This is a genomic window from Bacillus sp. CBEL-1 (genome assembly GCF_004348885.1).
In the GTDB taxonomy this organism is placed as follows: domain Bacteria; phylum Bacillota; class Bacilli; order Bacillales; family Bacillaceae_H; genus Priestia; species Priestia aryabhattai_A.
The window spans coordinates 1,162,549-1,183,305 of record NZ_SBIM01000013.1 but is presented as its reverse complement, the minus strand read 5'-3'; the positions used below and the strand labels follow the sequence as shown (position 1 = coordinate 1,183,305).

General features: G+C 40.5%; 17 protein-coding genes. 16 read left to right on the top strand and 1 reads right to left on the bottom strand.

The features are described from left to right. Positions 1 to 130 precede the first annotated feature (130 nt). From EPL02_RS15940 to pyrE, 8 genes are read left to right on the top strand one after another with little or no spacing between them, the layout of a single operon-like run. The gene (locus EPL02_RS15940; protein ID WP_094910593.1) at positions 131 to 1,069 is read left to right on the top strand and encodes an aspartate carbamoyltransferase catalytic subunit; all 939 of its coding nucleotides are present in this window, start codon (positions 131 to 133) and stop codon (positions 1,067 to 1,069) included. Then, positions 1,032 to 2,321: a dihydroorotase gene (locus EPL02_RS15935; protein ID WP_094910592.1), complete on the top strand. Its 1,290-nt coding sequence runs from the start codon at positions 1,032 to 1,034 to the stop codon at positions 2,319 to 2,321. Before EPL02_RS15940 ends, EPL02_RS15935 begins: the two co-directional genes overlap by 38 nt. Further along, positions 2,306 to 3,391 (top strand): carbamoyl phosphate synthase small subunit, encoded by a 1,086-nt coding sequence (locus EPL02_RS15930; RefSeq protein WP_131888220.1) that lies wholly within the window; start codon positions 2,306 to 2,308, stop codon positions 3,389 to 3,391. The genes EPL02_RS15935 and EPL02_RS15930 overlap by 16 nt, the downstream gene beginning before the upstream one ends. After that, complete coding sequence (gene carB / locus EPL02_RS15925; protein WP_131888219.1) at positions 3,391 to 6,603, top strand: carbamoyl-phosphate synthase large subunit; 3,213 nt, start codon at positions 3,391 to 3,393, stop codon at positions 6,601 to 6,603. Before EPL02_RS15930 ends, carB begins: the two co-directional genes overlap by 1 nt. Then, complete coding sequence (locus EPL02_RS15920; RefSeq protein WP_131888218.1) at positions 6,600 to 7,373, top strand: dihydroorotate dehydrogenase electron transfer subunit; 774 nt, start codon at positions 6,600 to 6,602, stop codon at positions 7,371 to 7,373. The genes carB and EPL02_RS15920 overlap by 4 nt, the downstream gene beginning before the upstream one ends. Continuing rightward, positions 7,370 to 8,311, top strand: coding sequence for a dihydroorotate dehydrogenase (locus tag EPL02_RS15915; protein ID WP_131888217.1), 942 nt, complete (start codon positions 7,370 to 7,372; stop codon positions 8,309 to 8,311). Before EPL02_RS15920 ends, EPL02_RS15915 begins: the two co-directional genes overlap by 4 nt. Continuing rightward, entirely contained in the window at positions 8,283 to 9,005 is a 723-nt protein-coding gene (gene pyrF / locus EPL02_RS15910; RefSeq protein ID WP_094910588.1) for an orotidine-5'-phosphate decarboxylase, read from the top strand. The genes EPL02_RS15915 and pyrF overlap by 29 nt, the downstream gene beginning before the upstream one ends. Then, positions 9,002 to 9,655, top strand: coding sequence for an orotate phosphoribosyltransferase (pyrE, locus tag EPL02_RS15905; protein ID WP_094910587.1), 654 nt, complete (start codon positions 9,002 to 9,004; stop codon positions 9,653 to 9,655). Before pyrF ends, pyrE begins: the two co-directional genes overlap by 4 nt. A gap of 51 nt (positions 9,656 to 9,706) precedes the next feature. Here pyrE and EPL02_RS15900 read toward each other — a convergent pair whose 3' ends face one another. Next, a complete protein-coding gene (locus EPL02_RS15900; RefSeq protein ID WP_179289212.1) occupies positions 9,707 to 11,416 on the bottom strand; it encodes an Rqc2 family fibronectin-binding protein in 1,710 nt (569 codons plus the stop codon). A 142-nt stretch (positions 11,417 to 11,558) separates the two neighbouring features. Between EPL02_RS15900 and EPL02_RS15895 the strand changes: the two genes are divergently transcribed. From EPL02_RS15895 to def, 8 genes are all read left to right on the top strand, one after another. Continuing rightward, on the top strand, positions 11,559 to 14,237 hold the full coding sequence (locus EPL02_RS15895) for a calcium-translocating P-type ATPase, SERCA-type (protein WP_094910585.1): 2,679 nt from the start codon (positions 11,559 to 11,561) through the stop codon (positions 14,235 to 14,237). A gap of 152 nt (positions 14,238 to 14,389) precedes the next feature. Beyond that, positions 14,390 to 15,265: a YicC/YloC family endoribonuclease gene (locus tag EPL02_RS15890; RefSeq protein ID WP_094910584.1), complete on the top strand. Its 876-nt coding sequence runs from the start codon at positions 14,390 to 14,392 to the stop codon at positions 15,263 to 15,265. A 56-nt stretch (positions 15,266 to 15,321) separates the two neighbouring features. Next, positions 15,322 to 15,582, top strand: coding sequence for a DUF370 domain-containing protein (locus tag EPL02_RS15885; protein WP_094910583.1), 261 nt, complete (start codon positions 15,322 to 15,324; stop codon positions 15,580 to 15,582). A gap of 13 nt (positions 15,583 to 15,595) precedes the next feature. After that, positions 15,596 to 16,210 carry a guanylate kinase gene (gmk, locus tag EPL02_RS15880; protein ID WP_131888216.1) on the top strand — a complete coding sequence of 205 codons (615 nt, stop codon included), beginning with the start codon at positions 15,596 to 15,598 and terminating at the stop codon, positions 16,208 to 16,210. Then, positions 16,211 to 16,432: a DNA-directed RNA polymerase subunit omega gene (gene rpoZ / locus EPL02_RS15875; RefSeq protein ID WP_094910581.1), complete on the top strand. Its 222-nt coding sequence runs from the start codon at positions 16,211 to 16,213 to the stop codon at positions 16,430 to 16,432. A gap of 150 nt (positions 16,433 to 16,582) precedes the next feature. Continuing rightward, the gene (coaBC, locus tag EPL02_RS15870; protein ID WP_131888215.1) at positions 16,583 to 17,800 is read left to right on the top strand and encodes a bifunctional phosphopantothenoylcysteine decarboxylase/phosphopantothenate--cysteine ligase CoaBC; all 1,218 of its coding nucleotides are present in this window, start codon (positions 16,583 to 16,585) and stop codon (positions 17,798 to 17,800) included. Beyond that, entirely contained in the window at positions 17,797 to 20,211 is a 2,415-nt protein-coding gene (gene priA / locus EPL02_RS15865; protein WP_131888214.1) for a primosomal protein N', read from the top strand. The genes coaBC and priA overlap by 4 nt, the downstream gene beginning before the upstream one ends. Before the next feature lie 69 nt (positions 20,212 to 20,280). Then, positions 20,281 to 20,754, top strand: coding sequence for a peptide deformylase (gene def, locus EPL02_RS15860; RefSeq protein WP_094910578.1), 474 nt, complete (start codon positions 20,281 to 20,283; stop codon positions 20,752 to 20,754). Positions 20,755 to 20,757: the final 3 nt, after the last annotated feature.

Below are 20,757 nucleotides of genomic sequence, written 5' to 3'. Positions count from 1 at the left end.
ATTCCGCCTATACCGCTAAATAACATTTAACAAGTTTAACTAACAGACAGTAGAGATGAAGGAATTCTTCACTTAGGAAAGTTGAATGTTATAAAAAGTGAATGAGATGAAACAAATGGAGGGAATCGATATGAAACATTTAGTGACAGTCTCAACGCTAGAAGTAAATGAAATTCTACAAATCTTAAGCGATGCTGAAAACTATCGAATAAATAAAAAAGGGTGGTACCCAAAAGAAAAGATGTTTGTGGCAAACCTGTTTTTTGAAGCGAGCACAAGAACGCGCTGCAGTTTTGAAATGGCTGAGCAAAAGTTAGGATTAACAACCATTCCTTTTGAAGTGACAACGTCAAGTGTCCAAAAAGGAGAAACTCTTTATGACACCATTGAGACGCTAGCAGCAATTGGAGTCCAATCAGTGGTCATTCGTCATCCAGAAGATCGTTATTATGAAAAACTTCAAGAACAAGTATCGATTCCAATTCTTAATGCAGGAGATGGCTGTGGTCAACACCCAACGCAGAGCCTATTGGACTTACTCACGATTCAACAAGAGTTTGGATCTTTTAAAGGCTTAAAAATCGCCATTATGGGTGATTTGAGGCACAGCCGCGTTGCCCGCTCAAATGCTGAACTGTTAACAAAGCTAGGCGCAACGGTTTATTTCGCTGGACCAGAAGAGTGGCGGGATGAATCAAATCCATATGGTACATATATAGACGTGGATGAGGCTATACAAGCTGTTGATGTGGTGATGCTACTGCGGATTCAGTTTGAACGACATTCAAAAAGTAACTCTACTCTAGAGGAAGAATATCATAGCCGCTACGGTCTTACGATTGAGAGAGAGAAAAGAATGAAAGATGGCAGCATTATTTTACACCCAGCCCCAGTCAACCGTGGTGTAGAAATTGCAGATGAACTAGTTGAGTGTCAACGCTCAAGAATTTTCAAACAAATGGAAAATGGAGTTTACATCCGAATGGCTGTTTTAGCACGATCATTACAATCAGTTGAAAGGGGAATGAACAATGAAAACAATCATCAAAAATGCTACATGGTTAACTGAGGGAAAGCGTGAAAGAATTGAATTAAAGATTGAAAATGGCATAATCACTGAAATTGCAAACGAGATTCCCGCAGCGGATGAAAAAATTATTGATGCAAACGGTCATTTAGTAGCACCAGGGTTTATCGATGTACATGTTCATTTAAGAGAACCGGGTGGGGAAAAGAAAGAAACGATTGCAACTGGAACATTAGCAGCTGCCAAAGGTGGATTTACAGCAATTGCAGCTATGCCAAATACGCGTCCAGTACCAGATACTGTTGAACAAATGGAATGGCTGAATAAACGAATTGAAGAAACGGCTCACGTACGTGTGCTACCTTATGCATCCATTACAACTCGTCAGCTTGGAAAAGATCTTACAAACTTTGAAGGGCTAAAAGAAGCAGGAGCGTTTGCTTTTACAGATGATGGCGTAGGTGTTCAGTCAACAGGAAAGATGCTAGAAGCAATGAAAAAAGCTGCTGAGCTAGATAAAGCAATTGTTGCACACTGTGAAGATAATGAACTGATTAACAAAGGGTGTGTGCATGACGGAAAGTTTGCAAAAGAGCACGGGCTTAACGGAATTCCATCCATTTGTGAAGCTGTACAGATTGCAAGAGATGTTCTATTAGCGGAAGAAGCAGGTTGTCACTACCATGTATGTCATGTAAGTACAAAAGAGTCCATTCGTACAATTCGCGATGCGAAAAAAGCAGGTATTCGAGTAACTGCCGAAGTAACGCCGCATCATCTGCTATTAAGCGAAGATGATATTCCAGCGCTTGATGCTAACTTCAAAATGAATCCACCGCTTCGCGGAAAAGAAGATCAAAAAGCGTTAATTGAAGCATTATTAGACGGGACGCTTGACTTTATTGCAACAGATCACGCGCCGCATACGGCTGAGGAAAAAGCGGAAGGAATGGAGCTTGCTCCGTTTGGAATTGTTGGGCTTGAAACAGCGTTCCCCCTTCTTTATACAAACTTAGTTTTAAAAGGAGTCATTACGTTAGAGCAGCTCATCTCGTACTTAACGAACAAGCCAGCAGAAACATTTAAGCTTCCATACGGAACGCTTGAAGTTGGAAAGCCAGCAGATTTGACGCTCATTGATTTAGAAACAGAAAGAAAGATTGACCCAGAAGAATTTGTATCAAAAGGTAAAAATACACCATTTGCAAACTGGCCTTGCAAGGGTTGGCCAGTCATGACATTAGTAGAAGGTAAACAAGTATGGGAGGATGTTAAAGTATGCAACGTCAACTAATTTTAGAAGATGGAACAGTATTTATTGGGGAAGGATTTGGGAGCGAAAGAGAGATGACGGGAGAAGTTGTCTTTAATACAGGAATGACGGGATATCAAGAGATTCTATCAGATCCCTCTTACTGCGCGCAAATCGTCACTTTAACATATCCTATGATTGGAAATTACGGAATTAACCGCGATGATTTTGAATCGATTGAACCAGCTGTGCACGGTTTAATTGTTAAAGAAGTTTGCGAAGTTCCATCAAATTTCAGAAGTGAACTTTCAGTTGATGAGTTTTTAAAACAAAAAGACATTCCGGGTTTAGCTGGAATTGATACGCGCAAACTAACGCGTAAAATTCGTCAATACGGCACGCTTCGTGGTCGAGTATGTGGGACGGATGTGAACGTAGAAGAAGTAGTTGCAAGTCTTAAAAGCTACAGCTTGCCAACAGATTCAGTTGAAAAAGTATCAACAACAAATGCATATCCAAGTCCAGGACGCGGTCAAAAAGTAGTACTAGTTGACTATGGAATGAAGCACGGTATTCTTAGAGAATTAACGGCTCGCCAGTGTGACGTTATCGTAGTCCCTTACAATGTGACTGCAGAAGAGATTCTTCGCTTGAACCCAGATGGAATCATGCTTAGCAACGGGCCTGGAGACCCTAAAGATGTGCCGGAAGCTATCGATATGATTAACGGGATTTTAGGGAAAGTACCTCTGTTCGGAATTTGCTTAGGACATCAATTGTTTTCATTAGCCTGCGGAGCAGATACAGAGAAAATGAAGTTTGGTCATAGAGGTTCTAACCACCCTGTAAAAGATTTACGAACAAATAAAGTTGCTCTTACTTCTCAAAATCACGGCTATACGGTACGTGAAGCATCACTAGAAAATACGGATTTAGAAATTACGCATATCGCGTTAAATGATGGAACAGTTGAAGGAGTTAAGCATACGAAGTATCCAGCGTTTACTGTACAATATCATCCAGAAGCATCACCTGGACCAGAGGACGCAAACGGATTATTTAATGAGTTTATGGAGCTTATGAAAAACAATCAGAAAGTAGGTAATTGCTAATGCCAAAACGTCAAGATATTCAAACTATTTTAGTAATCGGATCAGGTCCAATCGTCATTGGGCAAGCAGCAGAATTTGATTATGCGGGTGCACAAGCATGTATTGCATTAAAAGAAGAGGGATACAAAGTTATTCTTGTAAACTCTAATCCTGCAACGATTATGACAGATTCCGAAATGGCAGATAAAGTATATATCGAACCTCTAACGGTTGAATTTGTAAGTTCAATTATTCGCAAAGAGCGCCCGGATGCTTTACTTCCAACACTTGGAGGTCAAACGGGTCTAAACTTAGCTGTGGAGCTACACAACACAGGCATTTTAGAAGAATTTAATGTTGAAATTCTTGGTACAAAGCTGTCAGCTATCGAACAAGCAGAAGATCGTGAGCAGTTCCGCTCTCTAATGAACGAGTTAAACCAGCCCGTTCCAGCAAGCGAAATTATCCATACGCTTGACGAAGCATATTCATTTGTTGAAGAAGTAGATTATCCGGTTATTGTTCGCCCAGCATACACGTTAGGTGGAACAGGCGGCGGTATTTGCCACAACGAACAAGAACTCATTGAAATTGTTACAAGCGGTTTGAAGCACAGTCCGGTAACGCAATGTCTGTTAGAAAAAAGTATCGCTGGATTTAAGGAAATCGAATATGAAGTAATGCGTGATGCAAACGATAATGCGATTGTTGTATGTAATATGGAAAACTTTGATCCAGTAGGGATTCATACGGGTGATTCGATCGTTGTAGCACCGAGTCAAACGTTAAGCGATCGCGAATACCAGCTGTTACGAAATGCTTCACTAACAATTATTAGAGCATTAAAAATTGAAGGTGGATGTAACGTGCAGCTAGCGCTTGATCCAGAAAGCTTTCAATATTATGTCATTGAAGTAAATCCACGTGTAAGCCGTTCTTCAGCACTTGCATCGAAAGCAACGGGATACCCAATTGCAAAGCTAGCCGCTAAAATTGCTGTTGGATTAACTCTAGATGAAATGATGAATCCTGTTACAGGAAAAACGTATGCATGCTTTGAACCAGCGCTTGATTACATCGTATCAAAAATTCCACGCTGGCCGTTTGATAAATTTGAATCAGCTAATCGTAAGCTTGGAACACAAATGAAAGCAACAGGCGAAGTAATGGCAATTGGCCGTACGTTCGAAGAGTCACTTTTAAAAGCAGTTCGTTCACTAGAAGCAAATGTTCATCACTTAGAGCTTAAAGATGCGCATGAGTTTAGTGATGAAATCATCGAAAAAAGAATTCGTAAAGCAGGCGATGAGCGTTTATTCTATATCGCTGAAGCAATTCGCCGCGGTGTAACAATTGAACAGATTCACGATTGGAGCAAAATTGACTTATTCTTCTTAGTAAAGCTTGAACGAGTAATTCGATTTGAATCTGTGCTAAAAGAAGAGGTTCATAATATTGAAGTGTTACAGAAAGCAAAAGAAATGGGATTTGCGGATGATACCATTGCAAAGCTATGGAATCAATCAGAGCGTGAAGTATATGATTTCCGCAAGCAAAACGGCGTAACACCAGTTTATAAAACAGTTGATACATGCGCAGCAGAGTTTGAATCAAGCACACCTTACTTCTACGGAACGTTTGAAGAGGAAAATGAGTCAATCGTAACAGATCGCAAGAGCGTGATGGTGTTAGGCTCTGGTCCGATTCGTATCGGTCAAGGAATTGAGTTCGACTATGCAACGGTACATTCCGTATGGGCCATTAAAGAGGCTGGTTACGAAGCGATCATCGTTAACAATAATCCAGAAACGGTTTCAACTGACTTTAGTATCTCAGATAAATTGTACTTTGAGCCGCTTACAGTAGAAGATGTAATGCATATTATCGACTTAGAAAAACCAGAAGGTGTGGTTGTTCAGTTCGGTGGACAAACAGCTATCAATCTAGCAGAAGAGCTTGCAGCAAGAGGTGTAAAAATCTTAGGAACATCTCTAGAAAGCTTAGACGCAGCCGAAGATCGTAAAAAGTTTGAAGCAACGCTTGCTCGATTAGATGTACCACAACCTTTAGGCAAAACCGTAACTTCAGTTGAAGAAGCGGTCGTTGTTGCAAGTGAAATCGGCTATCCAGTTCTTGTTCGTCCTTCTTATGTACTCGGTGGACGTGCAATGGAAATTGTATACAAAGAAGAAGAGCTGCTACATTATATGAAAAATGCAGTAAAAGTACACGCAGATCATCCTGTTTTAATCGACCGTTACTTAACAGGGAAAGAGATTGAAGTAGATGCAATTTCTGATGGTGAAACAGTGGTTATTCCAGGAATTATGGAGCATGTAGAGCGCGCGGGTGTCCACTCAGGAGATTCAATTGCAGTATATCCTCCTCAAACACTGTCAGAGGAAGTAAAAAGCACAATTATCGACTATACAACAAGAATTGCGAAAGGCTTGAACATTATTGGACTGCTGAACATCCAGTTTGTTCTATCAAAAGGTGAGGTTTATGTACTAGAAGTAAACCCACGTTCAAGTCGTACGGTACCGTTCTTAAGTAAAATTACGCGCATTCCAATGGCTAACGTTGCAACAAAAGTCATTTTAGGAACAAGCCTAAAAGATCTCGGCTACGAGTCAGGCTTACACCCAGAAGAAGAAGGCGTATATGTAAAAGTACCGGTGTTCTCATTTGCAAAGCTACGCCGTGTTGATATTACGCTTGGACCAGAAATGAAGTCAACGGGTGAAGTAATGGGGCAAGACTCTACGTATGAGAAAGCTCTTTATAAAGGCTTAATCGCGTCGGGAATGTCAATCAAGCCATACGGCTCAGTACTGATGACCGTATCAGATAAAGACAAAGAGGAAGCAACAGAGCTTGCAAAACGATTTGCAAATATCGGTTATCAAGTTATTGCAACAGAAGGAACAGCTGAAGTATTTGAGAAAGAAAATATCCGCGTGAAAGTTGTGAACAAAATTCACGACCAAGATCATAATCTATTGGATGTCATTCGAACAGGTGAAGCACAGCTTGTGGTTAATACGTTAACAAAAGGTAAGCAGCCGGCTCGTGATGGATTTAAAATTCGCCGTGAAGCTGTTGAAAATGGCGTACCTTGTTTAACATCACTAGATACAGCTGAAGCAATTCTACGCGTGCTTGAAACAATTAGTTTCCACACTGTACCGATGAAAGAAGCGCGTCCAGCTCGTGAGGTGACAACTGTATGAAAAAACATGAAATGATGCAAGTCGTCAAACAGCGTCCTTTAACTCATAACGTTTACGAATTAACACTGAAAGGCGAGCTTGTTCGTTTCATGAATGAGCCTGGTCAGTTCGTTCACATTCGCGTTGAAAATCAGTATTTGCCTCTTTTAAGAAGGCCGATTAGCATCGCTGAAATTAATCAAGATGCAAATGAGTTTAAGATGATTTATCGTGCGGAAGGTGCGGGAACAAAGCTGCTTGCTAGCAAGCAATCAGGCGAAGCAGTAGATGTGTTAGGACCTTTAGGTCACGGGTTTCCAACAGATGTACTAGAAAGTGGGAAAACAGCTGTATTGGTAGGTGGAGGAATTGGAGTTCCTCCTCTATACGAGCTGTCCAAACGATTAACAGCAAAAGGAATTAAGGTTGTTCATATACTAGGCTTTCAGTCAGCTGCTGATGTGTTTTATGAAAAAGAATTTAACGAGCTAGGAGATACGCATATTGCAACGGTAGATGGAACGTGGGGAATAAAAGGGTTTGTGACGGATATAATCGATCAGCTTCAGCTGCCGTACGATACGATGTTCTCTTGTGGCCCAACGCCTATGCTACGTGCTTTAGAAGCAAACTATAGCGATAAGCCCCTTTATATTTCATTAGAGGAAAGAATGGGTTGTGGAATTGGAGCTTGTTTTGCATGTGTCTGTCGTCAAAATGAAGAGTCTAATGCATATAAGAAAATTTGTAGTGATGGACCGGTTTTCCAAGCAGGGGAGGTGCTTTTATGAACATGCTTCAAACGACATTACCAGGCCTAGATTTAAAAAATCCCATCATGCCAGCTTCAGGCTGCTTTGGGTTTGGAAGAGAGTATGCACAGTTTTATTCATTGGATACGCTTGGAGCTATTATGATTAAGGCTACAACTGCGGAAACAAGGTTTGGAAATCCAACACCGCGCGTTGCAGAAACGCAGGCAGGGATGCTCAATGCAATCGGATTACAAAACCCAGGGTTAGAAAAAGTCATGTCAGAAGAATTAGTTTGGCTCCAAAAATATGATGTACCCATTATTGCAAACGTGGCAGGTGCATCTGTTGAAGAGTATGTCGAAGTGGCAAAGACAATTTCAACTGCTTCGAATGTAAAAGCATTGGAATTAAATATTTCATGTCCGAACGTAAAAGAAGGTGGTATCGCCTTTGGTGTTGATCCAGTAATTGCTGCGCGCTTAACAAAAGCAGTAAAAGAGGTATCAGAAGTGCCTGTATACGTTAAATTATCTCCCAACGTGTCAAACATTGTAGAAATGGCTACAGCTGTAGAAGCAGCGGGAGCAGATGGTTTAACAATGATTAATACGCTTTTGGGAATGCGTCTTGATTTGAAAACAGCACAGCCAGTGCTAGCGAATGGAACTGGGGGATTATCAGGTCCGGCAATTAAGCCAGTAGCTATTCGCATGGTCCATGAAGTGAGTCAAAAAGTAAACATTCCAATCATCGGAATGGGCGGAGTGACAACGGCTGAAGATGCGCTAGAATTCTTATACGCAGGTGCGAGCGCAGTTGCAGTAGGAACAGCAAACTTTGTAGATCCTTACGTCTGCCCAACTATAATCGATGAGTTGCCAAAATTAATTAATTCTTTAGGGTATGAACATGTATCTGAATGTGTAGGAAGGAGCTGGAAAAATTATGAAAAAGCCGTTTATCATTGCTCTTGATTTTTCATCACTGCATGATGTGAAGAAATTTTTAACATCGTTTGAAGGAGAATCTCTTTATGTGAAAGTGGGAATGGAGCTTTTCTATAAAGAAGGATTAGCAATTATTTCTTATCTGAAAGAGCAAGGGCATGAAATTTTTCTAGACTTAAAGCTTCATGATATTCCAAACACAGTAAAAAATGGAATGAAATCATTGGCTTCTCTAGACGTTGATTTAGTAAACGTTCATGCAGCTGGAGGTACACATATGATGCAATCGGCTATTGAAGGGCTGGAAGCAGGCACTTCTGTTGGTAAACAGCGCCCGCTATGTATCGCAGTGACTCAGCTCACAAGCACATCAGATACGATGTTGAAAGAGCAGCAGCTTATTACACATTCAATGCAAGAAGTTGTAACACATTATGCTTCTCTTGCTCATCAAAGCAAATTAGATGGTGTGGTCTGCTCAACTCATGAAGTGCCAAGTATACGTAAGGCTGTAGGTGAATCTTTTTTAACCGTAACGCCTGGAATTCGAATGGCGCTTGATTCAAATGATGATCAAGTACGAGTAGCAACACCTGAGCTTGCGAGAGAGTATGGAGCAAGTGCTATTGTAGTAGGGCGCTCTGTGACAAACGCAAGGAATCCAGTAGAAGTTTATTATCAAATGTTAAAGCAATGGAAAGGGGAGCATGTATCACAATGACAAACTTACGAAAAGAAATCGCAAAACAACTAATTGATATCGAGGCAGTTAGCCTTCAGCCAGATCACCCATTTACTTGGGCTTCTGGAATTAAATCTCCCATCTATTGTGATAATCGTCTAACGCTATCTTATCCAGGCGTTCGAAAAGAAATTGCTAAAGGTTTACAAAGTTTGATTAAAACATATTTTGCAAATGCAGAAGTAATTGCAGGAACAGCAACGGCTGGAATTCCACACGCAGCGTGGGTGAGCGAAGCGCTGGAGTTACCAATGTGCTATGTGCGCAGTAAAGCGAAGGGGCATGGTCGCGGCAATCAAATTGAAGGAAAAGTAAAAGCAGGTCAAAAGGTTGTTGTAATTGAAGATTTAATTTCAACTGGAGGCAGTGTTTTAACAGCAGTGAATGCGTTAAAAGAACAAGGTTGTAACGTACTCGGTGTCGTATCTATCTTTACATACGAACTGGAAAAAGCGCGCCAATTATTTAAAGAAGAAGGTTTGCAAGTTTACTCTTTAACGGATTATTCAACGCTTGTAGAAGCGGCAAGTGAAGCAGGGTATATTCAAGAAGGTGCAATGAAAAAGCTCTTTAAGTGGAGAGAGAATCCTTCGGATCCAGCTTGGATGACAGCTGAAGAAACAGTTTAAGCTAAATAAAAAAGCGTGTCCAAGGTAAAGGACACGCTTTTTATGCTGGCATTAATCTCTTAATTTTAATACAAGTTCTTCACTAGGCGTTACGTAAACTGTTTGCTGATTATCGTAAGTAACAAATCCAGGTTTAGCACCACTTGGCTTTTTGACATGGCGAATCTTTGTAAAGTCAACTGGTACGGAGCTAGAATTTTTCGCCTTGCTAAAGTAAGCAGCAAGATGAGCGGCTTCAAGAATGGTTTCTTCTGTTGGCTCAGCGTTACGAATAACGACGTGAGATCCAGGTATATCTTTTGTATGGAACCAAATATGATCTCTCGCTGCAAGCTTATTTGTTAAATATTCGTTTTGTTTGTTGTTCTTGCCGACTAAAATGATGGTACCGTCACTGGCTTTATATTGCTCAAGCGTTGGAGTTGAATTCTTTTGCTTTTTACTTTTCTTTTGTTGGCGATTGCGTAGGTAGCCTTCTTCCACAAGCTCCTCTCGAATTTCAGCGATATCTTTGTGAGAAGCCGTCTCCATTTGCTGTAGTAAAGATTCAAAGTAGACAATTTCTTGTTGAGCTTTTTCAATTTGCTCATGAACAATCGCTACTGAATTTTTTGCTTTTTGATATTTAGTAAAGTAGCTCTGTGCATTTTGAGCAGGCGTTTTTTGAGGATCAAGCTCGATTGTTAGTGTCCCACTGTTTTCGTCATAGTAGTTTATAACGTCAACGGTCTTATCCCCTTTTTTAACAAGGTGTAAATGGGACGTTAGCAGCTCTCCTGCAAGTTGGTATTCACCAGCTTTTTCAGCTTGCTGTAGCGTCCTCTGCAACTTATTAATTTTCTTTTCATTTTTCTTTTTTTCAGTTGTCATGAACTGAAGTAAATCATGAGCTTGTTGCTTAACACGATCGCGCTCTGCTTTTCCATAATAGAAGCGGTCTAAAAGTTCACTAATAGTTTGGAACGTCTTTTCTTCACCTTGTAAGTGACTAAGAGATAAAAGGTGGAAGTAATCTTTTCCTTGTACCGAAGTGAGAGTTGGCTGCATGTCGCCCTCTTTAATAGCATTCATTGTATTAATAAACGCTTTGGGTAACGTAGTTTGGTTAGCTAGACCAGCGCGATAAACGATTTCATTTGCAAGCAGAGGTGAAAGCCCAGCAAAAGCTTGAACAAGTTGATTGCCAATCTTTCCGCTGTTGAAGTCTAAGCTTCTTAAAATCATCTCTTCATCTGCTTCAAATGGATCAAGCTTTTCCTGATTTGGTGGAAGTACATAAGTTGCACCAGGCAGTAGTGTGCGATGACGATTCATGGCCATTGGGATGTGCTTAATGCTATCGATAATGACATTTGTTTCTTTATCCACAAGCATGACGTTACTGTGACGTCCCATAATTTCAATAATAAGTTGCTTAGATGTTACATCGCCAATTTCGTTGCGCCCTTTTGTTTCAATGATAAGAATACGATCAAGCCCTAACTGATAAATTCGCTCAATAATATTTCCTTCTAAATGTTTACGAAGAAGCATGCAAAACATTGGCGGTTCAGCTGGGTTTTCGTATGTTTCTTTTGTAAAGTGAACGCGTGCATAATTGGGGTGAGTTGAAATAAATAACTTTCGATTTTCCCCTTTAGCGCGAACTTGTAAAATTAGTTCATTTGGAAATGGTTGATAGACTTTTGCAATTCGACCGGATGTTAATGCGTTATCTAGTTCTTGTAAGATTCCGTATGTAAAGATTCCGTCAAATGACATGTTGTTCACATCCTTTAATGTTTCAAAAATAGTCCTTCGTAAAAGTATAGCATTTTTTAGGACGAGTCTGAATAAGCATACGATATAAGATTGTAACAATCTATGTGACTTATTTACAAACAAAAGGGTGTGAAGGAATGCGATGAAATGGTATGAGCTGAGTGAGCGAGCGACATTAGAAGTGACAAAAACAAATAAAGAAAATGGGTTAACCGCAAAAGAAATCGCATTGAGGCAGAAGCAAGAAGGTTTTAATGAGCTTGCTGAAGGTGAAAAGCAGTCTGCGCTGCTCGTATTCTTGGAACAGTTTAAGGATTTTATGGTTTTGGTTTTATTAGCAGCCACGCTAATATCAGGTTTATTAGGAGAGTATATTGATGCAATTGCCATTATTGCAATTGTCGTGATTAATGGGTTCCTTGGTTTTTTCCAAGAACGTCGTGCTGAAAAGTCACTGAATGCATTGAAGGAATTGTCGGCGCCGCAGGTACTTGCTTTACGAGACGGTAAATGGTCAAAGACCCTTTCAAGAGAACTTGTAGTGGGAGACATTGTAAAGTTCGGAAGCGGTGATCGGATTGGTGCTGATATTCGTCTTATTGATGCCAAAAGTTTAGAAATTGAAGAATCAGCGCTTACAGGTGAATCTGTCCCTGTTCCAAAGTATACACGGGTATTAGAAGGAAATGAAATTCCACTTGGAGATCAAGAGAACATGGCGTTTATGGGAACTCTTGTAACGCGTGGGAGCGGTGTTGGAGTTGTAGTAGGGACAGGCATGAAGACGGCGATGGGGCAAATTGCTGACTTGTTGCAAAATGCAGAAGCCGTTATCACACCCCTGCAGAGGAAGCTTGAACAGCTTGGGAAAATTCTCATTATTGTTGCGCTTTTATTAACGATTCTTGTAGTTGGAATTGGTGTCTTACAAGGGCATGATTTATACACGATGTTTTTAGCGGGCGTATCACTAGCGGTTGCCGCAATTCCAGAAGGATTGCCGGCTATCGTAACCGTTGCTTTATCATTAGGTGTTCAGCGGATGATCAAACAAAAATCTATTGTTCGGAAGCTTCCAGCTGTTGAAACACTGGGCTGTGCATCTGTTATTTGCTCAGATAAAACAGGAACACTTACTCAAAATAAAATGACGGTTACTCACTTATGGTCAGGTGGGAAAACGTGGAACTTGTCTGGAACAGGCTATGACCCAAGTGGAACTTTTTCTGTTGAGGGGAAAGATGTGAACGTTAGTCGAGAAAAACCATTGCAGCAGCTGTTGCTATTCGGTTTATTATGTAACCAAACAACGGTTACGAAAAAAGACAAAGATTATGTAGTTGATGGTGATCCTACAGAAGCCGCTTTAGTCGTAGCCGCAATGAAAGCAAACTTTACCCGTCAAAATGTAAAAGGAGACTTTAAAGTAATTGAAGAGTTCCCTTTTGACTCTACTCGTAAAATGATGAGTGTTGTGATTGAAGGTAAAGATAACAAGCGGTATGTGGTAACGAAAGGTGCACCGGATGTACTGCTAACAAACAGTAAGTCGATTGTATGGGAAAACCGTCATCAGTCCCTATCAGTTAGCGGTCGTGACGAGGTGCAAAATGCTATCCATTCTCTAGCAAGTAAAGCTCTTCGAACAATTGCCGTTGCTTATCGTCCGCTTGAATCGTACGAAACGATTACTACTGAACAGGAAGCTGAAAAAGAGCTTGTATTCTTAGGACTTCAAGGGATGATTGATCCTCCACGCCCTGAAGTAAAGCAGGCTGTAAAAGAATGCCGAGATGCTGGAATTAAAACGGTTATGATTACAGGAGATCATGTGATAACCGCTGAAGCAATTGCCAAACAGCTAGGGATCTTACCAAAGGGAGGACGAGTGCTGGAGGGCTATACGCTAAATTCGATGTCTCAATCTGAACTTGAAGATGTGGTAGATGACGTATATGTTTATGCACGGGTATCGCCGGAGCATAAACTAAAGATTGTTAAGGCGCTACAAGCAAAAGATCACGTGGTAGCTATGACGGGTGACGGTGTAAACGATGCGCCTGCAATTAAAGCTGCAGATATTGGTATAGCGATGGGGATTACAGGAACGGACGTTGCAAAAGAAGCTTCAGCACTGGTGCTTTTAGATGATAACTTTGCAACGATTAAATCAGCAATTAAAGAAGGCCGAAACATTTATGAAAATATTCGAAAGTTCATCCGATACTTACTAGCTTCTAATGTAGGAGAAATACTTGTCATGCTGTTTGCTATGATTCTAGCTTTGCCACTGCCGTTAGTACCTATCCAAATCCTATGGGTCAACTTAGTGACGGATGGCCTTCCTGCGATGGCATTGGGGTTAGATCAACCTGAAGATGATGTAATGAAGCGCAGACCAAGGCATCCAAAAGAAGGAGTGTTTGCACGGGGATTGGGTTGGAAGGTAGTGAGCAGAGGGTTTTTAATTGGAATTGCGACCCTTGCAGCGTTTATTATTGTCTATGATAATAACCCTGATAACTTACAGTACGCTCAAACGATAGCATTTGCCACGCTTGTTATGGCTCAACTGATTCACGTATTTGACTGTCGAAGTGAAAAATCCATTTTCGATCGGAACCCTTTTGAGAATCTTTACTTAGTTGGTGCGGTTATTTCATCAATTTTGCTAATGCTAGTTGTTATTTATTACCCACCTTTACAGCCAATCTTCCATACCATGGCTATTGCGCCAAGGGAATGGTTAATTATTTTAGGTTTAGCGAGTGTTCCAACATTTTTGCTAGCGGGTTCACTTTTAACAAGAAAAAAAGCATAATTAATGATATAGTAATAAAGCACTGGTGGAAGCATACGGTTTGCTTTCACCAGTTTTTAAAGAGTGAAGTACATTGCTGTTACTCTTTTTTTGAGTAACACTTTCTTTTATTCCTTTTTTTTTGTAAGATGTACATAGTGGATGTGATGATAATGATAAGAAGTATGACAGGTTTTGGCCGAGGACGAGCAGATAATGACGCTCAAGCGGTAACGGTAGAAATGAAATCGGTAAATCATCGCTTTTGTGAAATTACTGTGCGAATGCCAAGGCAATTAATGGAAATTGAAGATAAAATAAAAAAAATCATTCAAACATACATAAAACGTGGTAGAGTAGAAGTATTTGTTACAATTTCAGGTGAAGGTTTGGCTAAAAAGACGTTGCAAACGGATTGGGAGCTGTTAAGTGAGTATATGAAAGCTTTCCAAGAAATTAGCGAGCGTCATGAGCTTTCCAAGTCTGTCGAAATTCAAGATATTCTACACATGCCTGACGTAATGACGACTTCTGAAGAAGAAGTAGACCAAACATCAATTCACCAGCTGGTATTTACAGCGGTTGAACAAGCAGTGTGTCAGCTGCTAACGATGCGTGAAAAAGAGGGGCAAGAATTATATCAAGATTTAGTTCAGCACCTTACAAACATCCAGCAGCTTCGGGAAGAAGTAGAATTGCTTGCACCAACTGTTAGTGAGCAATATGAAGATCGCTTGAGAAAAAGGTTAACTGACTATCTTGAAGGTACAATCGATGAACAGCGAGTGCTAGCAGAAGTGGCTATTTTTGCTGAAAAAGCGGATGTTAACGAAGAATTAACGCGTATTAACAGTCATCTTACTCAGTTCTTTCAAACCATCGATACAACTGATGTTATCGGAAGGAAGCTTGACTTTCTTGTACAAGAGTTAAATCGAGAAATGAATACAATTGGAGCGAAAGCAAACAGTGGTAAGATTGCTCAATGTGTCATCGATATGAAAACGCAGCTAGAGCGTTTGAAAGAACAAGTTCAAAATATTGAATAGTTACTAGTAGCCTTCGGAATAGACGGACACAATATGGATACAGTAGGGGGCTTTGTATGAGCGGTAAATTAGTTAATGTTGGGTTTGGAAATTTTATTTCTTCTAATCGCATCATTTCTGTCGTTCAGCCGGAATCAGCGCCAATTAAACGAATTGTGCAGGAAGCAAAAGATCGCGGAAGTTTAATTGATGCCACGCAGGGAAGAAAAACCCGAGCTGTGATTGTAATGGACAGTAATCATATTATTTTAGCTCCTGTTCAACCGGAAACTGTAGCACAAAGGCTTGTGAATAAAGAAGAATTAGTAGAAGGGTAGGGCGTATAAACCAATGATTGAAAGAGGTTTATTAATCGTTCTTTCAGGACCATCTGGTGTTGGAAAAGGAACGGTAAGAAAAGCATTATTTGAACAAGATGATATTAAACTTCAGTACTCTATTTCAGCAACAACACGTCGTCCACGTGAAGGCGAAGTTGATGGTGTGGATTATTTCTTTAAAGAACGCGAAGAATTTGAGCACATGATTGAAAATAAAAAGCTTCTAGAATGGGCAGAGTACGTAGGTAATTACTACGGTACACCTATTGACTACGTTGAAGAAACGTTAGCTTCAGGGAAAGATGTCTTTTTAGAAATTGAGGTTCAAGGTGCTCTTCAAGTAAAAGAAGCATTTCCAGAAGGATTGTTTATCTTTCTGGCACCGCCAAGCTTATCAGAGTTGAAGAGTCGTATTGTAAACCGCGGTACAGAAACAGAAGATTTAATTAACAACCGTATGCGCGTAGCGAAAGAAGAGATTGAGCTTATGCATGCATACGATTATGTAGTAGAGAATGACAAAGTAGAAAATGCATGTGCACGTATCCAAGCAATTGTGACGGCAGAACATTGCCGCCGCGACCGTGTATCAGCACGCTATAAAAGAATGTTGGAGGTAGAATAAATGCTTTATCCGTCAATTGACTCATTAATGCAACGTTTAGATTCTAAATATACACTAGTAACAGTAGCTGCAAAGCGCGCACGTCAACTTCAAATGCATAATGATACACCAATCGAAAGACCTGTATCTCATAAATTAGTAGGTTGTGCATTAGAAGAAATTAATTCAGAACAGCTTACGTATACGCACGTACCTTCAAAAGACGAGAATGAAGAAAGATAATTGTTAAAATAACAACCTATTCGCAGTAGGTTGTTATTTTTTTCTGTTAGAAAGAGGGTTTATCAAAATCAACTTCTATTCTTGAACATGTTATAATATGGACATTGTAAAGGTTGTTCAGTAGATAAAAAGATGGGAGTATGGGTAAAGATGTTGAAAGGAAAACGAATTTTATTATGTGTTAGTGGTGGAATTGCTGTTTATAAAGCATCAGCACTAACTAGTAAGTTAGTGCAAGCAGGAGCTGAAGTAAAAGTCATCATGACAGATTCTGCTCGTGAGTTTGTTACGCCGCTAACATTTCAAGCACTTTCAAGAAATCCTGTATACACAGATACATTTGATGAAAAAGATCCGGCTGTTATTGCACATATTGATTTAGCAGATTGGCCAGATTTAATTCTCGTCGCACCTGCCACTGCTAATATGATAGGGAAATTAGCAAATGGAATTGCCGATGATATGATTTCAACTACTCTTCTTGCTGCCACAGCTCCAGTTTGGATTGCTCCAGCAATGAATGTTCATATGTATGATCACCCAGCTGTGAAAAAGAACATGCAAACATTAGCTTCATTTGGCTATCAGTTTGTTGAGCCTGGAGAGGGTTATTTAGCATGTGGTTATGTTGGAAAAGGTAGGTTAGAAGAACCTGAAACAATTGTTAGCCTTCTACAGTCTTACTTTCATGACCAAAAGGCACCTCAAGCGCTAAAAGGTACGAATGTTTTGGTTACCGCAGGCCCAACGGTTGAGCGAGTGGATCCTGTGCGTTTCTTTACTAATCGTTCTACTGGTAAAATGGGCTATGCTATAGCAGAAGAAGCAGCGAAGCAAGGAGCCAATGTAACGTTAGTATCTGGTCCAACGCAGCTTACGCCTCCTGCTAATGTTAAAACAGTGCAAGTTGAGAGCGCACAGCAGATGTTTGAAGCGGTGATGAAGCATTATACAAATATGGATGTTGTCATTAAATCCGCGGCGGTTGCTGACTATCGTCCAAAGAATGTTCATCAACAAAAGATGAAGAAGCAGCCTGGAGAGGCAGTGCTAGAATTGGAGCGAACTACTGATATTTTGAAAACGCTCGGAGATTACAAAGATTATAATCAGGTGCTTGTTGGATTTGCAGCAGAAACAGAACAAGTAGACCTATATGCTCAAAAGAAGCTCGAGAGCAAAAATCTAGATATGATTGTCGCTAATAACGTAACAAGTGAAGGCGCAGGCTTTGGAACAGATACGAACATTGTGACATTTTATAAGCGAAACGGTGAGCAAAAGCAGCTTCCGCTCATGTCTAAATCATCCGTTGCCAAAGCTTTATTAGAAGAAGTGAAGCAGTTGCTAGCGAGTGTTCGACAATGAACTTTGCTAGCGTAATTGTTGATGTAGCGGCAAAGCAAACGGACAGAGTATTCGATTACTCAATTCCTCAACAGTGGAGAGAGGTTCTTGTCCCAGGAATGCGAGTAATCGTTCCGTTTGGCCCACGCAAGGTGCAGGGATTTGTTGTAGACGTTAAAGTAGAAACAGATGTAAAGCGAACGAAGCCAATCGCTGAGCTGCTTGATTTAACACCAGTGTTAACGCCTGAACTATTAGAGCTCGGTCATTGGCTCACTGAAAAAACACTTTGCTTTAAAATATCGGCTTTTCAAGTAATGTTACCCGCTGCGATGAAAGCAAAATATGATAAAAAAATAATGCTTCAATCAGGAGTAGAAAGTTCACAGCTTCACTCAAAGGTGCAGCCATACTTTCAACATACGTCTGAAGTGATGTGGAGCGATATTGAGAAATCAGAGGCTGTAAATAGTTTTTATCGTGATATCCAAAAAGGTCTCTTAGAAGTTGTATATCTAGTCAAGAGTAAAGGGAATAAAAAAACTGTGAAAGCTCTTCGCTTAGCTCAGCCTTCTGAACGTGTGAAACAGGTTATGAAAGAGCTGCCTAAACAAGCTGAAAAGCAAAAACAAGTCCTTGAATTTATGTTGGTGCAAGAAGAGGCGGTAGCACAAAAGGACATTATGACCGCACTTAACGTAACGGGAGCACCTATTAAAGGATTAGTGTCAAAAGGTTTGCTTTACGAGGTTGATATGGAGATTTATCGAGATCCTTATGCCAATCGCGATTTTGTTCCATCAAAACCTTTTCCGTTAACAGATGAACAATCTGCTGCTATCAAACCAATTCTACGTGACATTGAGAACGATGAACACGATGTTTTTCTCATGTATGGTGTAACGGGAAGCGGTAAAACGGAAGTGTATTTGCAGTCAATTGACCAAGTATTGAAACAGGGGAAAGAAGCGATTATGCTTGTTCCCGAAATATCACTAACGCCTCAAATGGTCAAAAGGTTTAAAGAACGATTTGGTTCGAAGGTGGCCGTGATGCATAGTGGTTTGTCAGCCGGTGAGAAATACGATGAGTGGCGTAAAATTCAGCGTAAAGAGGTATCCGTGGTTGTAGGAGCAAGATCAGCTATATTTGCTCCGTTTCAACATGTGGGCATCATCATCATTGATGAAGAGCATGAAACAAGCTATAAGCAAGAAGAAAACCCTCGGTATCATGCGCGCGATGTGGCGATTAAACGCGCAGAGTTTCACAACTGTCCAGTGATTTTAGGGAGTGCAACCCCAACGCTAGAGTCATTTGCACGTGCTCAAAAAGGCGTTTATAAACTTTTAACACTGCGTGAACGGATGAATAAATCAGCTCTTCCAAAAGTAGATATTGTGGATATGCGTGAAGAGCTCCGAGACGGAAATCGGTCAATGTTCTCTACGCTTCTTCTTGAAAAAATACATGAGCGCCTTGAAAGAGGAGAACAAATTGTATTGTTCTTAAATAAGAGAGGACACTCATCTTTTGTTATGTGCCGTGACTGCGGTTATGTTCCTTCGTGTCCTCACTGTGAAATTTCATTGACATATCACCGCTACCAAAACCGAATGAAATGTCATTACTGTGGGTATGAAGAGCCAACTCAAACGGCTTGTCCAGAGTGCGAAAGCGACCATATTCGCTTTTTTGGATCAGGAACGCAAAAGGTGGAAGAAGAGCTGGGAAAAGTGTTGCCTGCAGCGTCTGTCATTCGAATGGATGTTGATACAACAAGCCGCAAAGGAGCTCACGAAAAACTACTAACAAAGTTTGGAGATGGAGAAGCACAGATTTTATTAGGTACGCAAATGATTGCTAAAGGCTTAGATTTTCCAAACGTAACGCTTGTTGGAGTTTTATCAGCAGATACAATGTTAAACCTTCCGGACTTTCGAGCGGCTGAAAAAACGTTTCAGCTCCTTACACAAGTAAGCGGAAGAGCAGGACGCCACCACCTGCCTGGTGAAGTTGTAATTCAAACCTATGCTCCTGAGCATTACAGCATTCAATTAGCAAGTCAGCACGACTATGATACTTTTTATCTTGAAGAAATGAAGCTTAGACAAGCTCATCGCTATCCGCCGTTCTTTTATTTGGCGTTGGTAACTGTCTCACATGAAAACGTGGCAAAAGTGGTGTCTGTAACTGGGAAAATATCGCAGTATTTAAGGCAAAAGCTCACTCCGCAAGCCGTTATTTTAGGGCCTGTTACCTCTCCGATTGCTAAGATAAAAGATAGATATCGATATCAATGCATGATAAAATACAAGCTGGAACCGAATATGATCCCAGCGTTAAAATATATAGTAAACCAGTACCAAGATCAAATGCAGCAGGAACAACTAACGATTACGATTGATTTACACCCGTATTCAATGATGTAAATCGACAACGAAAACGTTAAATGACTGCTGTTTTGGATATAAATAGAAAGAGTTGAAGGAGGGAGTAGCTTGGCTAAATTAAAGCTAGTTTACCACCCCAATGAAGTATTAGAGACAAAGTGTGAACCTGTCACAGTGTTTGATAATAAATTAGCTAAGTTAATGAATGGCATGTATGATTTAATGCTTGAAGCAGATGGAGTAGGACTTGCTGCTCCACAGGTTGGTGTATTACAGCAAGTAGCAGTGGTTGATATAGGAGATCGACACGGCAAAATTGAATTGGTTAATCCAGTCATTCTTGAAAAACGTGGTCAACAAACTGGTCCTGAAGGCTGCTTAAGTTTTCCGGGCCTTTTTGGTGACGTAACTCGTGCTGACTATGTGAAAGTACGAGCACACAATCGCCGTGGGAAAGTATTTGTAATGGAAGCAAAGGGTTTTTTAGCGCGTGCCATTCAGCATGAAATTGACCACTTACATGGGGTGCTTTTTACTGAGAAAGTATCGCGTTACTATGAAGATGGAGAACTAGAAGGGTAGGAA